This window comes from Ruoffia tabacinasalis, from assembly GCF_005864045.1.
In the GTDB taxonomy this organism is placed as follows: Bacteria; Bacillota; Bacilli; order Lactobacillales; family Aerococcaceae; genus Ruoffia; species Ruoffia tabacinasalis.
The window spans coordinates 1-21,744 of sequence record NZ_VBSP01000040.1 but is presented as its reverse complement, the minus strand read 5'-3'; the positions used below and the strand labels follow the sequence as shown (position 1 = coordinate 21,744).

At 38.8% G+C, this 21,744-nt stretch carries 17 protein-coding genes and 1 pseudogene; 13 read left to right on the top strand and 5 right to left on the bottom strand.

Going from position 1 to position 21,744, the window contains the following annotated elements; translation table 11 throughout:
• Positions 1-372 precede the first annotated feature (372 nt).
• Genes FEZ33_RS09630 through FEZ33_RS09620 form a run of 3 tightly spaced genes read left to right on the top strand, consistent with a single transcriptional unit; the run spans position 373 to position 5,235 of the window.
• Positions 373-1,701 carry a BREX system ATP-binding domain-containing protein gene (locus FEZ33_RS09630; RefSeq protein ID WP_138405175.1) on the top strand — a complete coding sequence of 443 codons (1,329 nt, stop codon included), beginning with the start codon at positions 373-375 and terminating at the stop codon, positions 1,699-1,701.
• A 1-nt stretch (position 1,702) separates the two neighbouring features.
• Positions 1,703-3,817: a DEAD/DEAH box helicase gene (locus tag FEZ33_RS09625; protein WP_138405174.1), complete on the top strand. Its 2,115-nt coding sequence runs from the start codon at positions 1,703-1,705 to the stop codon at positions 3,815-3,817.
• 20 nt (positions 3,818-3,837) lie between these two features.
• Entirely contained in the window at positions 3,838-5,235 is a 1,398-nt protein-coding gene (locus FEZ33_RS09620; protein ID WP_138405173.1) for a tellurite resistance TerB C-terminal domain-containing protein, read from the top strand.
• A gap of 37 nt (positions 5,236-5,272) precedes the next feature.
• Here FEZ33_RS09620 and FEZ33_RS09615 read toward each other — a convergent pair whose 3' ends face one another.
• Both FEZ33_RS09615 and FEZ33_RS09610 read right to left on the bottom strand, forming a co-directional pair.
• On the bottom strand, positions 5,273-6,127 hold the full coding sequence (locus tag FEZ33_RS09615; protein ID WP_138405172.1) for a DegV family protein: 855 nt from the start codon (positions 6,125-6,127) through the stop codon (positions 5,273-5,275).
• 91 nt (positions 6,128-6,218) lie between these two features.
• Entirely contained in the window at positions 6,219-6,482 is a 264-nt protein-coding gene (locus tag FEZ33_RS09610) for an ArsR/SmtB family transcription factor (protein WP_138405171.1), read from the bottom strand.
• A 438-nt stretch (positions 6,483-6,920) separates the two neighbouring features.
• Between FEZ33_RS09610 and FEZ33_RS09605 the strand changes: the two genes are divergently transcribed.
• The 3 genes and pseudogenes from FEZ33_RS09605 to FEZ33_RS09595 all read left to right on the top strand — a co-directional run bounded on the left by FEZ33_RS09605 (position 6,921) and on the right by FEZ33_RS09595 (position 9,549).
• The gene (locus tag FEZ33_RS09605; RefSeq protein ID WP_138405170.1) at positions 6,921-7,835 is read left to right on the top strand and encodes a nuclease-related domain-containing protein; all 915 of its coding nucleotides are present in this window, start codon (positions 6,921-6,923) and stop codon (positions 7,833-7,835) included.
• Positions 7,819-8,133 carry a hypothetical protein gene (locus tag FEZ33_RS09600; RefSeq protein WP_171031356.1) on the top strand — a complete coding sequence of 105 codons (315 nt, stop codon included), beginning with the start codon at positions 7,819-7,821 and terminating at the stop codon, positions 8,131-8,133. Before FEZ33_RS09605 ends, FEZ33_RS09600 begins: the two co-directional genes overlap by 17 nt.
• Positions 8,134-8,283: 150 nt before the next feature.
• Positions 8,284-9,549 (top strand): annotated as a pseudogene (locus tag FEZ33_RS09595) (DUF2130 domain-containing protein).
• 41 nt (positions 9,550-9,590) lie between these two features.
• Here FEZ33_RS09595 and FEZ33_RS09590 read toward each other — a convergent pair.
• The gene (locus FEZ33_RS09590; RefSeq protein ID WP_138405168.1) at positions 9,591-10,157 is read right to left on the bottom strand and encodes a TetR/AcrR family transcriptional regulator; all 567 of its coding nucleotides are present in this window, start codon (positions 10,155-10,157) and stop codon (positions 9,591-9,593) included.
• 142 nt (positions 10,158-10,299) lie between these two features.
• Between FEZ33_RS09590 and FEZ33_RS09585 the strand changes: the two genes are divergently transcribed.
• From FEZ33_RS09585 to FEZ33_RS09570, 4 genes are all read left to right on the top strand, one after another.
• A complete protein-coding gene (locus FEZ33_RS09585) occupies positions 10,300-11,394 on the top strand; it encodes an ABC transporter permease (protein WP_138405167.1) in 1,095 nt (364 codons plus the stop codon).
• 10 nt (positions 11,395-11,404) lie between these two features.
• Entirely contained in the window at positions 11,405-12,091 is a 687-nt protein-coding gene (locus FEZ33_RS09580) for an ABC transporter ATP-binding protein (protein WP_138405166.1), read from the top strand.
• 83 nt (positions 12,092-12,174) lie between these two features.
• Entirely contained in the window at positions 12,175-13,443 is a 1,269-nt protein-coding gene (uvsE, locus tag FEZ33_RS09575; protein WP_138405165.1) for a UV DNA damage repair endonuclease UvsE, read from the top strand.
• Positions 13,444-13,473: 30 nt separating this feature from the next.
• Positions 13,474-14,433: a DUF6933 domain-containing protein gene (locus tag FEZ33_RS09570; protein ID WP_138405164.1), complete on the top strand. Its 960-nt coding sequence runs from the start codon at positions 13,474-13,476 to the stop codon at positions 14,431-14,433.
• A gap of 47 nt (positions 14,434-14,480) precedes the next feature.
• On the opposite strand, the gene FEZ33_RS09565 is transcribed toward FEZ33_RS09570, so the two are convergent.
• Together FEZ33_RS09565 and FEZ33_RS09560 are read right to left on the bottom strand one after the other, a co-directional pair.
• Positions 14,481-15,008, bottom strand: coding sequence for a CorA family divalent cation transporter (locus FEZ33_RS09565; protein WP_235888814.1), 528 nt, complete (start codon positions 15,006-15,008; stop codon positions 14,481-14,483).
• Positions 15,009-15,045: 37 nt separating this feature from the next.
• Positions 15,046-15,402, bottom strand: a complete 357-nt coding sequence (locus FEZ33_RS09560; protein ID WP_138405162.1) for a hypothetical protein — start codon at positions 15,400-15,402, stop codon at positions 15,046-15,048.
• Positions 15,403-15,662: 260 nt separating this feature from the next.
• On the opposite strand from FEZ33_RS09560, the gene FEZ33_RS09555 reads away from it, so the two are divergent.
• The 3 genes from FEZ33_RS09555 to FEZ33_RS09550 all read left to right on the top strand — a co-directional run bounded on the left by FEZ33_RS09555 (position 15,663) and on the right by FEZ33_RS09550 (position 21,520).
• Positions 15,663-16,619: a hypothetical protein gene (locus tag FEZ33_RS09555; protein WP_138405161.1), complete on the top strand. Its 957-nt coding sequence runs from the start codon at positions 15,663-15,665 to the stop codon at positions 16,617-16,619.
• 69 nt (positions 16,620-16,688) lie between these two features.
• Positions 16,689-17,129: a hypothetical protein gene (locus FEZ33_RS12490; protein ID WP_171031355.1), complete on the top strand. Its 441-nt coding sequence runs from the start codon at positions 16,689-16,691 to the stop codon at positions 17,127-17,129.
• Between the two features lie 590 nt (positions 17,130-17,719).
• Positions 17,720-21,520: a pullulanase gene (locus tag FEZ33_RS09550; RefSeq protein WP_138405160.1), complete on the top strand. Its 3,801-nt coding sequence runs from the start codon at positions 17,720-17,722 to the stop codon at positions 21,518-21,520.
• Positions 21,521-21,744 lie beyond the last annotated feature (224 nt).

Here is a 21,744-nt window from a genome sequence, read left to right as displayed (position 1 = left end):
TTCGATATTAATTGATTTCCACGAAAATTGGGAAAATAACGCTCGGACATTCTTACAAGTGTAATGTGCATGATGACCAGATGATATAACTACATTGAGACTTTTACACAAGATTATGGACTTGACAGCGGTTTGTCCTGAGTTACCCCAACTCAAGCCAAATGGCCGATCGGTTTGTCCTGAGTTACCCTAACTCAAGCCACATGACCGAGCGGTTTGTCCTGAGTTACCCCAACTCAAGCCAAATGAACCATTGGTTTGTCTCCAGTTCCATCCGAAAAAATCCGCTTACAAATACAGAACAAATGTTTGGTTTAAGCCTTGTGTTATGCTATAATCGGGGCGTATAGTTTTTAAAAGGGAGTGTATTTAATGGCGGTGAAAGTTAGACGTAAAGACGCAGATAATATTATTAAAGCTTTGGAGGCAGGTGTCGTTCCAACAAGAGGGATTGAGCATCTATTAGTGGGCCGACGTAACGAAGTGGAAGAAGTTATTCGTATCTTAGAATCTGTTTCAGAAGGAAATAGTGATTTGCGAATTTGGGTTGGAGATTTTGGTAGCGGGAAAAGTTTCATGCTACAAACCATTCAAAATTTAGCTCAACAAAAAAACTTTGTGAGTTCAACGGTTGATTTAACACCGAACCGTCGATTATATGCGAGTGATGGTAGTGCCGTCGCCTTATATAAAGAAATTATGAATAATTTAGTTACTAAAACAGCGCAATCCGGTAATGTTTTAAACACAATTATCGAGGAGTGGCTGATGACTGTTTTTCAAAAGGTTGGAGTAGGGAAAGGCATCAGTCAAGCTGATATGATGGATCCGAAGTATGCGACTGATGTTGAAAATACCATTCTGGATATTACTACCTCTTTCAAATCTGTCGGCTTATCTTACGAATTAGGCCAAGCTTTAATCAAATACTATCACGGCCTAATTAACAATCAACGCCAGCTAACGGTTCAAGCAATACGCTGGTTACGAGGAGATATTCGCACAGTCACTGAAAGTAAAAAAGAGCTTGGGATTAACCAAATTATTAAAGATGATAATTGGTATGACGCTCTGAAAACAATGGCTGAGTTATTCTTAGATATTGGTTACAGTGGCTTTGTGGTGAATTTCGATGAAGCGGTTAATTTATATAAATTAGCGAATGGAATTTCTAGAGAACGCAATTACGAGCGTGTGTTAAATATATATAATGAGTGTAAATCAGATGTGGCACGGGGATTATTTGTAAACTTCGGAGCGACTCGTAAGACGGTTTACGACCAACGCCGTGGAATGGCGAGTTACGGAGCTCTTCAAGGAAGACTCGGATTAGAAGAAAGTTTAGATTCTGAATATATCAATACAGACCGAACAGCTTTGGCTTTGAAACCTCTAACGAATGAGGAAATATATACGTTATTAGCAAACTTACTCAATGTGTATCAAGTGAATTACGGTATAGAAATAGATTTTCCTGAAGCAGAAATTATTCGTTATATGGAGGCCCAATTAAACCGACCAGGTGCTGCAGAATTTTTAACACCGCGGGCTGTCATCAAAGATTTTATGGAAATACTCGCGATCATGCGTCAAAACCCAGGAGTGAAAGCTTCAGAGGCGCTTGAGAGTAAATTTGGTGAGTTAAGCGCACCAGTAGAAAAAGATGAAGACGATCATGACGATATCATCGAGGTAATTTAATATGGATGCTTTCTCACGTTTGAACCGCTCACTAAGAGAGTATATTTATCAAAGTGGCTGGCAAGAATTGCGACCTATTCAGAAAAAAGCGATTACCTTTGCCCAAGAAAGTCCAAATAACTTTGTGATTGCTGCACCGACGGCTTCAGGAAAGACTGAAGCGGCCTTCTTACCTGCGATGAATAGTATTGAAGATTGGGATACGGGCGTTCGAATAGTGTATATCTCACCTCTCATAGCTCTAATTAACGACCAATTCAAACGCTTGATGTCTTTGTGTAGTGAGATGGGTATTACCGTTACGAGTTGGCATGGCGAAGCCAATTCGTCCAAGAAGAAGAAATTACTGAAGAAACCGAATGGTATCGTGTTAATTACGCCGGAGTCCATTGAAGCAATGCTCGTTGGACGACCACATGAGGCTCGGACATTATTCTCCGAAACAGATTGGATTATTATTGATGAAATCCATAGCTTTTTAGGTGAGAACCGAGGCATCCAATTGCAATCTTTATTAAATCGTTTAGCAACTTATACACAAAGAGAACCACGTTGTATAGGTCTTTCTGCCACACTTAATCAAGATGATTACATTAATTTGAAGAGCTTTTTTCAAAATCAACGCGAGACGAGTATCATTGTTGATAGAGGTGCGAATGAAAAGGAGCACCAAGTGTTTTATTTTCCGAAAGCAAAAGGGGATATGCATTCTTTCAAACAAGAGATGGATGTGATTTATCAAGCTTCTTTGAAGGAGTCGATGTTAGTTTTCCCAAATAGTCGTAATAAAGTTGAGAAGATCGGGTCTAATTTAAATCAAAGAGCAGAGACGGATATGCAGAATTTTAGTTCGTATTTTGTTCATCATGCCTCTTTACCTAAACAAACGCGATTATTCGCTGAAGAATTCGCAAAAGAAAGTCGCGGACGTAAATTTACAATCACTTGTACATCTACTTTAGAATTGGGAATTGATATTGGTTCCGTTGATAGTGTGGTTCAATACGGGGCGCCACCCAATGTGTCCACCCTTTCTCAAAGAATTGGGCGAAGTGGACGGCGAACGGGTGTGAATAAACTGCGCTTTATAGCCAATGAACCTTGGAGTTTACTTCAAGGCTTAGCGACAATTGAATTGTTAGAGGAAGGGCAACTGGATAACACACCTGCCGTGAATAAACCTTATGACGTCTTAGCACATCAAATTATTTCTCTAGTCATTGAACATAATGGGCTAACGCGACCTAATTTATTGACCGAATTAAGACGTGGGAAAGTTTGGGAAAAGATTACGGAAGAGGAAATCAATGAATTAATTGACAGTATGCTGTCCAAAGAATATTTAGAGTTGCTCGATAACTTTGAATTGATTTCTGGGTATGAAGCGCAGCCTCTACTTCGAATGGCTGAGTTTTATACGCAATTCTTTACAGAACCTGAACTAAGAGTCTATCACCAGTTGCAACATATTGGAACGATTGCCATAGAACCAGGCTTAAGACCTGGGGACAATATTTTATTAAGTGGGAAAGTCTGGCGAATTTTGGGCATTGAATTTGAACAGAAACAAGTTCATGTCATGCCTGCGAAAGTCGGGGAAGCTTACTTTGAATCACGGGATCGGCAAGATGTGTCCAATATCGTGAGACAAAGAATGCGAGAGATACTTTACCGGGACGACCAATCTCGTTACAGCGGTGAAATCCGTTCGACGTTAAACCATCTTGCAGATAAGATCGTCTACCGAGATGGTTTTTATTATCAATTAACGGATCAAGGAGACCCGTGGTTAGTCACTTTTCTAGGTTCGAAAGCAAACCGGACGCTGGCTTACATGATTGAATTGTTTACCGGCCAGCGCGTTCGAATAAACGACCTACATGCGACCACGTTAATGGGGAAAGATTTGGACCGGACAATGCAAGAAATTCGCGATACACTTGTGACTTATCAGCAATTTTATGATTTCTTTGACCGTGAAGATTCCTTACTCTTAGGTGAAACAAATCATTTAAAATACCAACAGCTAGTCCCACGTTCTTTAATGATCGATTATGTGATTGAAAACCAACTGGACTTGATGACTGTTTTTGCTTATCTTAGTGAGATAGAATAATTTTGAAAGGAGGGTGTTCGATGAAATTCATTCGTTATGACGCCATTAAAAATTGGAAGAGTAATAATGTTGAAGATATTATTGATGTAACTGATGAGATCCCGGAGAAAATCCAATTTGCGAAACCAATTGATAAAGGGATTGATTGGCTAGAATTTGTTGAAGTCGACCGTTATTATGATGAGTTAGTTTATTCGAGTGAGTTTCAAGACCTTGTGACTTCTTTATATTTGGAAGTCATGAAAGCGTTAGAACACTGCTTTGTTAAGAGACGAAAAAACTTAAGGAAATTTATGCGACGGTCAACGACCTATGCCTTTGATAACAATTACCTGTTCCAAGCCTTGTTTAAGTATTTACGCACACATATTATTTATCATTACCTACCTAGTTATGACACCTATTCAAGTTACGATACTTATTTACTTGAACAAGCCTTTGAGCCATCGGATTTAAATGTCATCGGTGCTGTCATGGAGCAATTTTTAATAGACTTACCACCTGCAAGTCCTGAATTTCGACAGTTGTTTGGATTGACTGAATACGGGACAGAAGAAGTGTGGTGGGACATGGACGGGAAGTACCGTGAGGAAAACGACATGACCCAAGTGCAATTAAATATTATGCAATCAACCACACCAAGGGCAACAAAACCTTGGCTAGGTGAGGATAAAGATGAGATTGTTTCCCTCTATTTATACTATTGGGAAATTATTACTTCTGACAAATGGGAAGAGGGACCTACGCGCAGTGATAAACGCAATCGGTTTATTTACCGTATTGTGAAGCGTCCTTTAAACCCATCTGCTGAGAATAAATATCATCGCTTCATGTCATCCTTATTAAAAATAGCAGAAAATACGATTCGGAAAAAACATAAAATGCGTCAGATTAAAGTTGAGGCCGATGAGGACAATCTTAGCCGTCGCTTCCGTAAGGCGGTATTTGAAGCAATTATGGCTCACAATGCTTCACTAATCGAAGTCGCAACGAAGAAACAACCTAAAGTTATCCGATTAAATCCAACAAAAATATCCGATTCACAAAAAGACTTATCTACAGTCGTGAACATGATTAGTGATTTTGTTGGAGAAGATGACTTCGAAGAAGAGCAAGTTGAAGTCGAAGTGAGTGAAGTGACTGAAGCTAAGGACCAACCTGTAGATGGAAATCAAACTTACAAAGAATTTGTGAAACGACTTGTAAAGGAAACATCACTCAGCGTGACTGAAGTGACAGAAACTTGTCGAGAAAATGGGACGTTACTCAATGCCTTTATTCATGCCGTGAATCAATTTTTATATGATGCTTTTGAAGATCAGGTAGTTGTAGTTGAAGGTGACGCGATTGTTGTCGATGAATTTTATATTGATGAATTAAATGAACTTGTTGAGAATGATTTTTTTGAATTAGACTAATAAAACCCACTCGGCTGAGTGGGTTTTGTTTTCGTAATTATTCTCTTTCAATTCCTAGAAGACCAATCGCACCAGGTCCACCATGACTTGAGATAACTGCTCCAGTGTCAAACCATTGATCTGTATTCGCATTGTGTTGGCTTAACAGACTGTACACTAAATCCTTATTTTCATCAGTCACACCCGGTGAGCCACAGACCATCACTGTTTCTGGATCAATGTTATAAATGTTAAAGAAATCAGCGATCATTTTTTTAATGCAACGGTCAAAGTTACCGCGGTATTTTTTTCCTGACACTAAGTAACCATCTTCGATGACAATGGTTGGGTGAATATTAAGAAGTGCAGCACCATGAAAAGCTAAGTTTGATACGCGTCCACCGGCTTTTAGATATAACAATGTATTTGGTAAAAATATAAAACGCGTACGTTCGCGAATATTTTCAACAAAGGCAATGACATCTTCAGGACTTGCGTCTGGATGATGTTCAATATATTCAGCAGTTGCTTTGATAATGGCAGTTTGGCCAATCGTCACATTTTTGCTGTCAACGAGATGAATATTTTCAAAGTCTTCCGCAGCAATTTTAGCTGCGTTAAATGAGACGGTTGTTACTGCAGAATATGCAATATGAATAATATGTGCATCAGGATATTCCTCAAAAATTTGACGGAAGCATTTTGCATTGTCGTCAGGAGTACTTCCAGCAGTCTTAGGCAGTGTGCCAGTCTTTTCATAGAAATCAAAGACTTCTTCAACTGGGAAAGTTCCATCCGGGCGTGTCTCATCTCCCATTGTGACGTGCATAGGAATGATGCGTACACCGTAGCGTTCAACTAGCTCTTTCGGCAGATCAGATCCGCTTTCAGCCGTAATAATAAATTTTGTCATAATACCCTCCATAGGTTATTGAGTTGATAAGTAAACTTTAATTCATAATACCACACAGTTACCGCTAAAGGAATTCTATAAATGACGAGTATTATAGTATTTCAATGATTTGTTTTATACGGTGGTCAATCAATTTGTAGTAAATTCTTGTTCCTTCTCGGCGTGTTGATACAGCATTTACTTGTTTTAATTTCATTAATTGTTGTGAGACAGTCGATTGCGGTAAGTCTAAGACCTTTTGAATCGAGCCAACACTCATTTCTTCACAGTCAGATAACACCTTCACGAGTGAAAGCCTGATTGGATGACTGATTGATTTAAGTAAATTCGCGCATGCGTCATGATCCATACTCATACTATATCCTCCTTAGTTAAAATTTGTTAATTATAATTAAATTGCAATAAGTTAAATTTTAAATAAATTAACAGATGATAAATATAACAAAATTAATATCGTTGGCAATTTCTTCCGTGGCTCTGTCTTTAATTTCTTCATTCACTAAGCCGCCAGTATCTTCTAATTTAACTTAAAGTTTACCTGAAAATGTGATTGTTATTTTAGCATTTTTCACAAAAAAACATCCAAGTTACAATTTTTTAATATAATTATATAATACTCTAGTGACTCAGATATTGCTATAAAATTATTATATTTATAGGATATTTTTTTAACATTATTATTAGGTTTTTAAAGGCTGCTTTTTAAGTGGCTTATTTTATTTAACTTTTTTAAAAAAATAAAAATGGAATTCAGTGTTTTTTACGTATCTATATATGGAGGTGAAAATTTTAAATGAGTAAAAAGTTGGAACAGTTATTAATTTGTGGAACTCGTGAAGCACTTTTAAGTAAAGAGATGGAGAAAGAGTTTTATAATTTAGAGCAGGGCTTTCGAGGAGAGAATGAGCAAATGGAGTGGTTCAAAAAGTACGGTAGTGAGCATTGGCATTATGTTTCGAATTATTGGTTTAATCACGGCAAGCTCATGGAAGCGGATATGTTAGTGATTTCTGAACAAGAGTGGCTTGTTATAGAAGTGAAAAATTATCATGGTCTTTTTGAGTATAAGGATAGAGAATGTTATATTAACGGGCGTCTGATGAGTGACGATCAAGTTGCTAAAATGAATCATCGGTTGAATCGGATTCGCCACATTGCTGCCGAAGTGAGCTCAGAGATAAAAGTAGTTGGCGCGATGGTGTTTATTAATGAGCATAGTGATGTGCGATTGGACAATGGTAATGAATTCGACATTGTTATGCGTAATCAATTGCAACGATTTATACGAAAGTTTCGCGAAAGAAATGATTACCCCCTATCGAACCAAAAGTTCGATCGTGTGTCTCGAGTTTTGAAAAAACATCAAGCAACGTCGCCTTTTGTACCGAAATCATTGCCCCTTGAATCTTTTGCTGAATTGCGAAAAGGTATTACTTGTAAAGCATGCGGAAGTTTTGAGACGCAATCTAAGTATAAAAGCATAAAGTGTCGTAGCTGCTTAACAACCGAACATAAGCACGAAGCAGCACTGCGAACCGCTTATCAATTACGCTACTTGTATTACGACCACCCGGAAATGCTGACACGACGTAATATTTATGAGTTTTGTGGTAAGTTAATCAGCGAACGAACAATTTCTAGAGCCCTAACAAGTCGATATAAGATAATTGGTGCGACGAGCAGCTTGTATTATGATATTCAAATATGAGATAGTGGGTCGTCTTGAGCCAAATGGAATTGGGGTTTGTCCTAAGTTAGCTCAACTCAAGCCAAATGGAGTTACGGTTTGTCCTGAGTTAGCTCAACTCAAGCCAAATGGAGTTGCGGTTTGTCCTAAGTTAGCTCAACTCAAGCCAAATGGAGTTGCGGTTTGTCCTCAGTTAGCTCAACTCAAGCCAAATGGAGTTGCGGTTTGTCCTAAGTTCGGTCAACTTAAGCCAAATGGAGTTGCGGTTTGTCCTAAGTTGGGTCAACTCAAGCCAAATGGAGTTGCGGTTTGTCTCTAGTTCGGTCAACTCAAGCCAAATGGATTTCGGTTTGTCTCTAGTTCAGTCAACTCAAGCCAAGTGGACTTGTGGTTTGACTCGAGTTCCCACCGCATCTTAAATTTTAGTATAATGGTATAACAATCAGTTAGAATTACAGGAGGTATTTTGATGAATGAAATTAAATGTCCACACTGCGGGACACTATTTACGATTGACGAAGCGGGGTATGCAGATATTTTAGCCCAAGTTCGAACAAAAGAATTTAATGAAGAGATTCATGAAAAACTCGAGCAGATCAACGCCCAACATAAGAGTAATTTAGCTCTAATTGAGGAAAAGACGAAGAATTCCTTTGACAAGCAAATTACAGAAAAAGATAAAGTTATCGCTGATTTGGAGAATAAAACCGCTTCGCTAGAAAAAGACAAAGAACTCGAACTACAACAAGCTTTAGCGGCAAAAGATAGAGAATTGACTGAGTTGAATGCGCGAATTCAAGCGATTGAAAATGAGAAGAAACTTGAATTGTCAGAAAGCAATGCAGCTAAAGAAAAAGCGCTGATGGAGTTAGAGTCTAAGATGACGCTTCAGGAAAAGGAACGGGAATTAGAGTTAAACTCAGTTAAGGAAAAATACGAAACAGAAATGAAATTAAAAGACGAGACAATTGCATTTTATAAAGATTTTAAGGCGAAGCAATCGACTAAAATGGTTGGTGAAACTTTAGAACAGCATTGTGAAATTGAGTTTAACCGCCTTCGAATGACAGCTTTCAAAAACGCAGAGTTTGGTAAGGATAACGATATTAAATCCGGAAGTAAGGGCGACTACATTTATCGTGAGTACGATGAGCACGGCAATGAAATTATCTCTATTATGTTTGAGATGAAAAATGAAGGCGATGAGACGGCGACTAAGAAAAAGAATGAGCATTTCTTTACACAACTCAATAAAAATAGAAATGACAAAAAGTGCGAATATGCGATTCTAGTGTCAATGTTGGAATCAGATAACGAATTATATAATAATGGGATTGTGGATGTGTAGTATGAATATGAGAAGATGTATGTGATTCGTCCACAATTTTTTATCCCGATTATTACACTCCTTCGAAACTCAGCGATGAATTCGCTAGAGTACAAGCAAGAAGTAGCTTTGATGCGTGAACAAAATATCGATATAACAAATTTTGAAGAGGATCTCGATACATTCAAGTCGGCATTCGCTAGAAATTATGACCTGGCAAGTCGAAAGTTCAAAACAGCGATTGATGAAATTGATAAGACGATTAGGCATCTGCAAAAAACAAAAGATGCCTTAGTCTCTTCCGAAAACAACTTGCGATTAGCCAATAACAAAGCGGATGACTTAACGGTTAAGAAATTAGTTCGAAAGAACCCAACAATGAAAGCGAAATTTGATGCATTAAATTAAAAAAAATAGCACTTGGAATCTATCCAGGCGCTTCTCTTTTTTTAAATTTTAATTCCATGTAAAAATAAATCGACAATACTTTCTATCGAGACGAATTGATAACGTTGCATGTCTGGGCTGATGTAAGGGGCAATCACTATAAAATAATGCGAAGCGATTTCCTCAGCAGTATGGTCCGGACGTAGCTTCGTCAAATTTTCCTTAAACAAATCTACAAAAGGTTGTTTGTAGCCATTTAAGAAGATAGTGTACAATTTGGTCTTACTCTCATCAGATAAATCAGATTCCATATCTTTCATCATTGTATAGATATCGACGGGATCGTTATCTTGGAGGTAGCGGGTCATACGGTTGAGACGCTCTTGTAATGATAAATGACTGTTATGGGCAATATAATTCAGCTGAATATTCACTTCATCTCCGAGTTGTTCTAGGACGGAAATGTATAAAGTCTCTTTATTTCGAAAATGATGATAGAGATTCGGCTGTGTAATCCCTACTTCTTTTGCGATGTGACGCGTTGAAGTTGCCTTGTAACCGTCGGTCATAAATTTTTTACGGGCAGTATCTATAATCATTTGTCTTGTTGAAATCTCTTTAGAGGTCAATATACTCGCTCCTTCCTTCTTTAATATTATACATCGAATTGTTGAATTTACTAGGTGAATACCAAAAAATATCTTGCATATGAAAAAATTGACTGATATACTTATCACGTGATAAGTTAAGTATAAAATTAGAGGTGAAGATATGTTTTTAGCTTGGAAAGAAATTAAACACGCCAAGACGCGTTTTTCATTAATCGTCGGTGTATTAGTATTAGTGAGTTATTTAGTTTATTTTTTAACTGGCTTAGCCTTCGGTTTGGCTCAAGATAACCGAACAAGCGTGGATAAATGGGAAGCACAAGCAATTGTATTGGCAGACGAAGCCAATTCAAATATTAATATGTCAATGATGCCACAAGGTTTAATCAATGATATTGAAGCTGACGAGATAGCCGTTCTAGGACAAACTGCAAGTGTTGTAAGTCGCGATAATCAGACTGAAGCTGAACAAGAAGAGAATAAAATTTCAGTGACATTCTTCGGAATTGATTCAGAGCAATTTATTGCACCAAATATTGTTGAAGGTGAGATGTTTCAAGAAGACTTTCAAGTTGTGGCAGATATTAGTATCCACGAAGAGTTTGGTATTGAAATTGGTGACGTTTTAAATCTTGCGGGAAATGATGAGCAAGTTGAAGTCGTTGGTTTTACCGACAACGCGAAATTCAATGTCGCTCCAGTACTATACACAACTATTTCAACATACCAAGACGTGCGGTTCGAAGCAATTGATGATTCGGATGAAGGGCGTGTGAGTGCCTTTATTATTCGTGATGATGATTTAGATAGTGTCGAGTTGGATAATGAAGACTTAGAGCTGTCAACAATCTCTGAATATATTGAAGAAATCCCTGGATACACAGCCCAAGTATTGACGTTTGGTTTAATGATTATTTTCTTAATTATTATTGCGGCTGTTGTGATTGGAATCTTCATGTATGTGTTGACGGTTCAAAAATCAAGCATGTTTGGTGTGATGAAAGCCCAAGGGATTTCAACCAAGTACATTGCGACATCTGTTGTGAGCCAGACATTTATCTTATCAGTCATTGGTGTAGCCATTGGCTTGGTGCTTACAATGGGGACAGCGATGGTGTTACCGAGTACGGTGCCATTTGCCTTTAATATGTACTTTATCTTAATTATAACCGTATTAATTGTCTTGTTTGCCTTATTAGGCGCGTTCTTCTCAGTAAGAACGGTAGCCAAAATCGATCCGCTAGAAGCAATTGGATAGGAGGGGTTCTATGAAGAAAGCAATTGAAGTAAAAAATGTGTCCAAAACATTCGATGATGGACGTAAAGAGATTACAGCCTTAAAAGATACGAACTTTTCGGTTGAAGAGGGAGAATTTGTTGCGATTATCGGACCAAGTGGTTCAGGTAAGAGTACATTTCTAACGATTATTGGAGGCCTTCAAGCGCCTAGTAAAGGGGAAGTCTTGATTAATGGCAACAAGTTCAGTGAAGAGAATGATAAGAAAAGAACGAAGCTACGCTTTAAAGAAATCGGCTTTATCTTACAAGCATCTAACTTAATACCTTTCCTAACAGTTGAGGATCAGTTGCGTCTTGTGAATAAAATCGAAAAAAAGGCATTCGAAAAAGATCGAGTGGATTCCTTATTAGAACAATTAGATATTACGGACTTACGGGATAAATATCCGAGCGACCTTTCAGGTGGAGAACGCCAACGTGTAGCGATTGCGCGTGCCTTGTTCCATGATCCGTCAGTGATTTTAGCCGATGAGCCAACAGCTAGTTTGGACTCGAGTCGTGCGTTTGAAGTGGTTGAAATATTGGCCAAACAAACAAAGGAACAGAAAAAAGCAACGATTATGGTTACCCATGATGAGCGTTTAATCAAGCATTGTGATAAAGTTTATTACATGGAAGACGGCGAGTTGCGCTTAGATACAGATAATAACAAATAGGTTAAATCGAAAGAAAGAGAGCATTTTATGCCATCTTTCTTTTTATTTTTAGTATGATAAATCAAAAGACAAAGGAGTCACTTATGAATCAAGATGTAAGAATTGGTTACGCGTGTTTGAATCCCGATATTAGCCAAGGATTCAAGACGTGCCGGTTTGATAATTTAACCAATGAGAAATGGATTGAATTAATTGAATGGAATCTGGCGACATTGGAAGAGATGATTACTTATACAGTTAATCACGGGATCGGTTTACTACGTCTATCGAGTGATTTAATTCCGTTTGCGACGAAGCCTAAAGAGGGTGTGGACCTGGATTGGAAAGAGTATTTTGAATCAACGTTCAATCGTATTAAAGACAAAGTACAATCAACTCAGTTACGAATTTCGATGCATCCAGGACAGTATACGGTCTTGAATTCCATGGATATGAATGTGGTCCAACGAGCGATTGACGACTTGGAGTACCATTCGGAATTGTTAGAACTACTTGGAGGCAATCAGACGAACAAAATCATTATCCATATTGGTGGGGTGTATGGTGATAAAGAAGCCGCAATGGCACGCTTTATTGACCAAGCCAATCAGTTATCTAAACGCGTGCGCGGGCACTTAGTCATTGAAAACGATGAGCGTTTATATAGTATTCATGATGTTCTTTCTATTAGTGAGCAGACCGGATTACCCGTTATTTTTGATAATTTGCATCATGAAGTGCGTCTTCCACTTGATGACACTCCATTGAGTGACTATATTCAAGCTTCCGGTCGAACTTGGCAGCCAGCTGATGGTCGTCAAAAAATTCATTACAGTCAACAAGCGCCTGGAAAAAAAGCCGGTGCCCATTCCCAAACGATAGCGATCAAACCTTTTGTCGCTTTTCTAAAGCAACTTCCTGATATGTATCCTCTCGATATTATGTTAGAAGTTAAAGATAAGAACCGGTCTGCTGAAAAGATTCAAGTATACTTGGACCAAGATGTGTCTGCTGCGGAGAAATTGTGGGCGAAGCGGAAGTATTCTGTCCTAGCTAAGTCTACTGGGATCTATCAGAAGATACGGGATGTTTTAAAAGATAAGCAACATGTTAATTTTCTGCTGTTCATTGAACTGTTGGAAGAAGCTGAGGTGGCGCCAGAGAATGTGGGCGCAGAAGTGAATGCAGCACAACATATTTGGGGTTACTTCAATAAGCAAGCAACGAGCAAAGAGACAGCGACGTATCAAAAAAATATCGCAAGGTATCAAGCAAATGAAATAACTTCGCGTCAATTACGTCAGTTCTTTAAGCGGTTGTTGAAGAAATATCCGAATGATTATTTGGAGAAGAATTTGTATTTTAATGAATAAAAAATGTGGAATTAAGAGAGGGGAGATATTATGTTAGTAATGAATCCAACGAAAAAAACATTACCTTTGTTTTCGCACATTGAGAAAGTAGACAATGAAAAAAGTGCCAAACATTTCTCAAAAACAAATCCATTTTATTCTTGGCATGCTAATTATGTTACAGTAAATCGTAAAAAGGTTTTGTTTTTAGTCAATGATTTAACCTTTTTACCGGTCGTTTTAGCGGATATCAATGCGACGGAGAAGAAACAATTAGATGCCCATATTCAAGATGGCATTCAACTGGCTTTTCAAATGCTTGGTATTCCAAAAGGAAAAATCCGCCGTTATTTTGAAAATGCTCGAAGTATTAAAGTAAACAAAAATCATAACCGAACGATTTCAAGTATTGTGAATAACTATATTTATTTACTAGAGTATTTTCCTTTAGATTGGGAGCGAGTTCCTCAAGTTAGAATAATGGCGGCTTTGAATGACCATATCTTCTCGTCGAATGATTACAAACCAGCAGACGAAACAACTCGCATGGCTTTTGAAAATCACTTAGATATTGTAGACAATGAGTTTAAAGAAGAAGAGACGGAATTCGTTGATGCGTCGTTTAAGGCTAATACTAATGAAGCGATCGCTGCTTTTGGCATTTATTTAAAAGAAGAGCTAGAGCTGAGTGACAAAGTTGTAAAACGGCATAACGATAATGCAAATCTATATGTGCAAGAATTACTAGTATATCGAAGTTATCAACCTGACTTAAACGAACTTGACTTTTTAACTCTATTCTTGAATGGTTATATCGTTGATAAAGGGATTGTTCAGTCGCAAACAGGCGTGCAACAGATGGGGACTTCGTTGAAGAAATATTACCGATTCTTAGCCGACGCGCATAAAATAACTGCTTCTCAACATAAAGAAATTAAAGATGTCATTGGCGAAAGTGTCGAAGCGGGTAAGAGTTTGTTCATTTATACTTCATTCGATATTGATTATTAATAACGCAAACACACACCCGTGAAATGATTCATGGGTGTGTTTGACGTTTAAAAGTAATCTTTTTTCTTTAAGAAGATAGCCATTGAAGCAGTTGAGATAACAACCAAAATGAGGACTCCAAGTGTTCCGTAATCAGAATTTTCTCCTGGTAAGCCTCCGGCGTTAATTCCCCAAAACTCGGAAATTAAACTGGCCGAAGCGAGAACAAGTGAGAGCGAGTTTAAGAATTTCATTAATTTATTTAAGTTGTCGCTGACAAGATCTGAAAATAAACTGCTGACACTATCTAATAAGTCACGGTAAACGTGGACAAGCTTTATGACTTGCCGGTTGTACCACTTAAGGTCGTACTCTAGTGCTGAGTTGTCAAGTTTGTTAGTGAATGTTTCAGTTGCTAATAACTCTGATACCGTCTCATCCAAGGTTTCAATCGTGTGTTCTAAAATAACGAGATTCCGTTCTGTATCAGCTACTTTTCGAAGGACATCTCCACTCGTAGAATTTTTGGCTTTGTTATTTAAATCATCGATGGCTGCTTTTTGTTGTTGCAATTCATCGTGCAAATTAGAATACATCAAAATCCCCGCATAGACTAAGATACTTGCAATGCTATCAAATTTGTCCTTGTACTGATGTAATAAATTTTGGTCGAATGTCGAACCTTCCTTTAAAAAAAAGGAGGAGTGTATTATCTTGCAAAATAAAGGTCAGTGTTTCGTGTCGGTCTTCGACAGGTACATCATTGTTGCGACTCGTGACGTTGGATAAAACAACAATGAGTGAATTGTCCGCATCTTGTTGAGGAATTTCTTCAAACCTGGGTGCGACTGCAGAAATATCATCGAGAGCAAAGACGTCATTAGGTAAGTTGAATTGATCGACATAGTCCTGTTCATCTTGATGGGAGTCGGAATGGAAAATGAGAAATTTTGCTTGCTCACTATCATCTAATTTAAATGTTTGAACCATTTTAATACCCCTTTCTTTGTTAGTTTGATTTTAAACCTTAAAGTAAGTTGTAGCAACAAAAGCGTTTATTAGTATTAAATATATAGAAATATTAATGTAAAATGTTTTATGTGAAATATTGTCTTAATAGGTAAACTAGAGGTTTCTATAAAAATGTTTTCTTTTCTGAGTTCAATTATTTTACATATAGAGAGCGTTTTTATATAATAGGGTTATGTCAGACGAAATGTTTCAAAGGTCATTCCTGAGGAGGATTAATTATGAAAAAATCATTACGTCAAATGTTGTTAGTTGGTTTAAGTGCTTCGTTATTAGTAAGTGTAGCACCTCTTGCCTATGCTGAGGATGTAAGTAGCGAAGAAGAAACTAGTGAAGTCGTTGAGACAACTGAAGAAGAAACATCTGAAGTTGCTGAAGAGTCTGCTATGGAAGAAGAAGCAGCAGATGTTGAAGCAAGTGATGTTCAAATGGGTCTTGAAGAAGCTGTAACGATGTTAGAGGCAGAGTATCCAGACGCAGAGATTGAAGAAATTGATGTAGCATACGACCGTGACGAGCAAAGTTACGATATTACGGTAAATGCAATCAATGCTGAAGAAGATATTGAATTAGAAGTTGTATGGCAAGACGGTGAAGTTACAGAAAGTGGCTTTAACGAAGGTTTATTCGGCTTCTTAGATGGTGACGATGCTGCTGATGAAGCAACAAACGAATCAGCTGCCGATGATATGATGGACGGCGATGTGGCTGATGAAGCGGATATCGTTGAAAATGAAGACGAAGCTGAATTATCAGACGACTCTGTTGTTGAAGACGCTGCAGAAGATGAGTCAGCAACTTCAGAAGAAGCACCGACTGAAGAAGAACGCCCAACATTAGATATGGAAAGCGTCATTACAATCGATGCAGCAACTGAATTAGCTTTAGGTGAAGTTGAAAACGGAGAAGCAATCAATTGGAATCTAAAAGCAGATGCGTCAGATTTCTGGGATTTCTTACAACCTGAAGAAGATCAAGAAGAAGGTCCTATCTGGACAGTAGAAGTTGAAGAACCAGAAGCGATGATGAGTGAAGAAGTGGTTATTGACGCTCTAGCTGGATCTGTCATCGAAAGTCCTGAGCAAGAGGAATCTGAAGAGTCAGCTGAAGAATCGGCCGATGAAGCAGAAGAATCTGTTGAAGAGTCTGTAGAGTCAGAAGAATCTAGTGTAGAATAAAAATAATTAGTTATAGTTATTAATAAAAATGGAGCTTGGAAGCTGAGGAAACTCGGTTTCCAAGCTTTTTTGTTATTTAGAGCGGAACTCAAGCCAAATGGACTTGCGATTTGTCCTGAGTTGCTCGAACTCAAGCCAAATGGATGTGCGGTTTGTCCTGAGTTGGTCGAACTCAAGCCAAATGGATGTGCGGTTTGTCCTGAGTTGGTCGAACTCAAGCCAAATGGATGTGCGGTTTGTCCTGAGTTGTGTGAACTCAAGCCAAATGGAGTAACGGTTTGTCCTGAGTTGTGTGAACTCAAGCCAAATGGAGTAGCGGTTTGTCCTGAGTTGGTCGAACTCAAGCCAAATGGGTGTGCGGTTTGTCCTGAGTTGTGTGAACTCAAGCCAAATGGATGTGCGATTTGTCCTGAGTTGTGTGAACTCAAGCCAAATGGATGTGCGGTTTGTCCTGAGTTGGTCGAACTCAAGCCAAATGGATGTGCGGTTTGTCTTAAGTTACGCAAATAAAGAAAAAGCCCCATAAGCTAGCTGCTTTAGTTAACTTATAGGGGGTGCTATTCATTTCTATACCGCAACCGCAAGCCATTCAACGACTTTCTTTTGTTCAACTCTGTTTGAGATTGCCATCGCTTTAAATTGAGATTGTGTTTCTTTTTTTTCGTGTTAATGACCACTTTTTTATGAGTGTTCCAGAACTTTAATTGAATTGACCTCTGTTAAGGGAATTACAGTCGTGTCTTTTTCATTGAAACTCATGTCCGTTTGAACTAGCGTGATTTTTCCTCGTCCAATATTACAACGTAGTAATTTGCTAAGCCGCTGAAATTTCGGTTCCACTGCGAAACCAGCTGCCGCTATTGCATCGGCGTGCTTTTCTAATTTGAATTGCAGAGTAGTATAGACATCATATCTAAGGATATTAGTTTTGGCACCCACATTTAGACAAACGATTGCATTAAAAATGTCTTAAAGCATAAATATAAAATGCGATTAAAATAAGCTTTTAAAATAAATATATTGTATTAGTAGTCATAATTATATATAATTTAGTAAAACGTTTGCAGAAAACGATTTCAATACAAATAGGAGGCAGATGAATGGTTAGTCATCGAAATAAAAAGCTGTTGATGGAGAAGAGCGGTCAAAAGGTTCACAAGTTTGGACTGAAGAAATTAAAAGTTGGCGTTGTGTCGGTAGCTATGACGGCAGGTATTTTAGTCAGTCACAATACTTTACTACAAGTCAATGCGGAGGAGCTTGTTGTTGAAAGCACAGTCGAACTAGTTTCCGATGAGGCAGTTGAGGAACTGCCTCAAGTCGAGGCGCCGGTTGAAGACTTGACCGAAGCGCCAGTCGAGGAAGGTATTGTAGAAGAGGAACCTTCTGAAGAAAGTCCGATTGAGGAAAGTACAGAAGAAATAGCTGAGTCTGAAGAATCGGTCGAAGAAACGTTGACTGAGGAATCTGAAACCGTTTCAACTTTAAGCGTTGCTACTTTACCAGAAATTGCGGAAGGTGACTTCCGTTTACATTTTGATGAATTACCTGAAGGTGACCCGAGCTCAATGGGGCTTTGGATGTGGGGAGATGTTGAAACACCGAGTGATCAATTAGGTGGTTGGCCCAACGGGGCGACAAATTTATCTGAGTTTCTTGAATCGGAATATGGCTATTACTTAGATGTTGCGGTAAAAGATAACGCGCAAATTATTAACTACTTAATCAATACAGTGACGGGTAACAATGTGACTGAGGACCAGGCAGTTCAAATAGCTCATTCGGATATGAACCAAGTTTGGATTAATGAAGAGTATGAACAACATCTGTACGAACCTCTAGAAAATGACAGTCTAATCCGCATTAACTATGAGAGAGAAGACGGCGACTACGAAGGTTGGGGCTTATGGATTTGGGGTGAGGTTGACGAAGCGAGTGAAGATCTTGCTAGTTGGCCAGACGGTGCGTTTGATTTTGTGAACGAAGGGCCGTTTGGTCGCTACGTTGATGTCCATCTATCTAATGGTTTAGATAGCAGTATTCAATTTTTATTAGTAAATAAATTAACCGGCGAACAATCTGGAGACATGACTTTCTCAGACCGCGCTGAAGATAGTCAAGTATTCTTACGCGATTTGGATCCGACTGTTCACACATCGCCTTATGCAGCGGGTGAGGAACGTCTAACTGATGCGGAAATGGTTGCGAAAGATCAAATTATTGTTTCGCTTTCTTCTGTAAGTGCCATTATGGATGGAAATCCTTCGGAGCTATTTACATTAACAGATAGTGACGGAAATGTCATTCCACTGGAAAATATTGAGATTGATGAAGAAACGAATCAGGTTATTATATCTGGAGATTTTAGTGGCACATCTGGTCAATATACGGTTTCATATGGTGAGAATTCAACAACGGTTCGTTCATCATGGCGTTTAATGGACGATCTTTATGCCTATGATGGTGATTTAGGTTCACAACTGTATGAAGATGGAACCGTTGAGATGAACTTATGGGCACCAACAGCTGAAGCGATCCGGGTTGTGTTATACGACAAGAACAATCAAGATGAAGTTCTTGGAACATACGATATGGCAAGAAATGATACTGGCGTGTGGAATTTATTATTAGATGAAGACGCGACAGGGTTAGGCAGCCATCAAGGTTACTACTATCACTACGAAATCACGCGTGATGGCGAGTCGGTATTAGCATTGGATCCTTATGCGAAATCCTTGGCAGCTTGGAATAATTTAGAACCTGGTGCACATGTTGCTAAAGCAGCGATTGTTGATCCATCAACGATTGGGCCAGAATTAGATTATGCAAATATCCCTGGTTATACGAAGCGTGAAGATGCGATTATATATGAAGTCCATGTGCGCGACTTTACATCTGACCCTAGTATTTCAGAGGAATTAACGAGTCAATTTGGAACCTTTAGTTCTTTTGTTGAGCGTTTAGATTACTTGCAGGATCTAGGTGTGACGCATATTCAATTATTGCCAGTCATGAGCTATTTCTATGCGAATGAATTTGAAAACGGGAAGCGCGAATTAGATTGGTCGGCTTCGGAAAATAACTATAACTGGGGTTACGACCCGCAAAGTTACTTTGCTTTAACGGGGATGTATTCCGAAAATCCGCAAGATCCGGAACAAAGAATTGCTGAGTTTAAAAACTTAGTCAATGAAATTCATAAACGCGATATGGGTGTTATTTTGGATGTCGTTTTTAATCATACAGCACGTACATCCTTATTTGAAGACTTAGAGCCGAACTATTATCATTTTATGGATAAAGACGGCACACCGCGTGAATCCTTCGGAGGGGGTCGTTTAGGAACGACGCATCATATGTCCCGCAGGGTATTAGTGGATTCGATAAAATATTGGGTCGATGAATTTAAAGTCGACGGTTTCCGCTTTGATATGATGGGAGACCATGACGCAGAAGCAGTTCAAATGGCTTATGACAAAGCGGCTAAATTGAATCCGAATATTCTCATGTTAGGAGAAGGTTGGATTACCTTTACAGGTGATGAGGACGACTCACGGCAACCCGCGGACCAATCTTGGATGAATCAAACAGACGGTGTGGCGGTATTCTCGGATGAAATTCGCAATATGCTGAAGTCTGGTTTTGGTAGTGAAGGGCAACCAAAATTCTTAACCAGAGGCGCGCAAGTTCTGGAAGACATGTTTAATAATATTATTGGGCTTCCTAGCAATGTGAATGCGGATGATTCAGGAGATATTATACAGTATATTGCGGCGCATGATAATTTAACATTGCATGATGTAATCGCTCAGTCGATTAAGAAAGATCCCGCAAAATACGCGCAAGAGATTCATCAAAGAATTCGCCTGGGTAACTTAATGATTCTAACGTCACAAGGAACGGCGTTTATACATGCAGGTCAAGAGTTTGGTAGAACGAAACAATTCCGTCATGAAGACTATATAACGACAGTCGATGAGGCTCCTTACAAGACGACATATTTGGTGGATGAAGATGGCAATCCGTTTGAATATCCGTATTTTGTGCATGATTCTTATGATGCGACGGATATGATTAATAAATTAAATTGGAATATGGCTTTAAATGAGGAAATGTATCCAATTCATACTCAGACGCAAGCATATACCAAAGGATTAATTCACTTAAGACGCGCGGTAGATGGATTCCGTTGGGGTACCCAAGAAGAAGTTGAGGAAAATATTCGCTTTATTAATGCTCCTGAAATGAGTGGCGCAGATTTAGTTGTGGCGTATGAAGTCACAGATTCACAAGGAAATCGATATGCAGTTTTCATTAACTCAGACGAGTCAGACCGTGAATTCACCTTCCCAGAAGGCTTTGAAGTCATTGGAACTGGTGAAGTCATCGTTGATGGGCTTACTGCAGGAACAGAAGCCATTCTAAACCCAGAAGGTGTTGTTTTAAATGACGGATCAATTACATTATCACCGCTAACAGCCACGATTATTCGTTACGCCGCAGACGGCGGACCTGTCGAAGGTGGTGGTGATGGCGAAACTCCGGAAGTACCTGGGGAAAATGAAATACCAGAAACCCCGGGAAATCCAGAGAATCCGGAACCGCCTGAAACACCGACTGAACCTGATGAGGACCCAAGTGAATCAGACGAGAATGAAATTCCAGAAGATGAAACTCAACAACCAGGTGGATCGGATGATACAGAAGAAGAGACCGAAGGGGGAGTGGACGAAGAAAGATCGATTGACCTTGAAAATACTGATGTAGATCAAAGTAGTGTGGGCTTATTACCAGCAACGGGTGAGGATAAACAATACGCTATCTTCTCTGCCACAGCTTTAGCTGTGTTATCTGGGGTAGGTTTAATTGCAAGTACACGCAAAAAGGAAGAAGTAGAGTAGAGAAGTGAAGAAAACTGGGTAAAATTCAACCTACGACCAATATTATTGTGGTTCGTCCTGAGTTGTGTGAACTCAAGCCAAATGGAGTAGCGGTTTGGATAAAGCCCATATAATTGTGTAAAAGTAAAAAACCATAATAATCTCTTTGGTACAATGTAGTTGACAGACAAACATTGAAAGGAAGATTATTATGGCTCAATTAAATATTACCTTAAATTTAGAAG

Bases quoted from the DNA above. Each gene is read 5' to 3' on its own strand.
- FEZ33_RS09630 (WP_138405175.1), top strand. From the start codon at position 373: ATGGCGGTGAAAGTTAGACGTAAAGACGCAGATAATATTATTAAAGCT.
- FEZ33_RS09625 (WP_138405174.1), top strand. From the start codon at position 1,703: ATGGATGCTTTCTCACGTTTGAACCGCTCACTAAGAGAGTATATTTAT.
- FEZ33_RS09620 (WP_138405173.1), top strand. From the start codon at position 3,838: ATGAAATTCATTCGTTATGACGCCATTAAAAATTGGAAGAGTAATAAT.
- FEZ33_RS09615 (WP_138405172.1), bottom strand. From the start codon at position 6,127: ATGACAAAATTTATTATTACGGCTGAAAGCGGATCTGATCTGCCGAAA.
- FEZ33_RS09610 (WP_138405171.1), bottom strand. From the start codon at position 6,482: ATGAGTATGGATCATGACGCATGCGCGAATTTACTTAAATCAATCAGT.
- FEZ33_RS09605 (WP_138405170.1), top strand. From the start codon at position 6,921: ATGAGTAAAAAGTTGGAACAGTTATTAATTTGTGGAACTCGTGAAGCA.
- FEZ33_RS09600 (WP_171031356.1), top strand. From the start codon at position 7,819: ATGATATTCAAATATGAGATAGTGGGTCGTCTTGAGCCAAATGGAATT.
- FEZ33_RS09585 (WP_138405167.1), top strand. From the start codon at position 10,300: ATGTTTTTAGCTTGGAAAGAAATTAAACACGCCAAGACGCGTTTTTCA.
- FEZ33_RS09580 (WP_138405166.1), top strand. From the start codon at position 11,405: ATGAAGAAAGCAATTGAAGTAAAAAATGTGTCCAAAACATTCGATGAT.
- uvsE (WP_138405165.1), top strand. From the start codon at position 12,175: ATGAATCAAGATGTAAGAATTGGTTACGCGTGTTTGAATCCCGATATT.
- FEZ33_RS09570 (WP_138405164.1), top strand. From the start codon at position 13,474: ATGTTAGTAATGAATCCAACGAAAAAAACATTACCTTTGTTTTCGCAC.
- FEZ33_RS09565 (WP_235888814.1), bottom strand. From the start codon at position 15,008: ATGTATTCTAATTTGCACGATGAATTGCAACAACAAAAAGCAGCCATC.
- FEZ33_RS09560 (WP_138405162.1), bottom strand. From the start codon at position 15,402: ATGGTTCAAACATTTAAATTAGATGATAGTGAGCAAGCAAAATTTCTC.
- FEZ33_RS09555 (WP_138405161.1), top strand. From the start codon at position 15,663: ATGAAAAAATCATTACGTCAAATGTTGTTAGTTGGTTTAAGTGCTTCG.
- FEZ33_RS09550 (WP_138405160.1), top strand. From the start codon at position 17,720: ATGGTTAGTCATCGAAATAAAAAGCTGTTGATGGAGAAGAGCGGTCAA.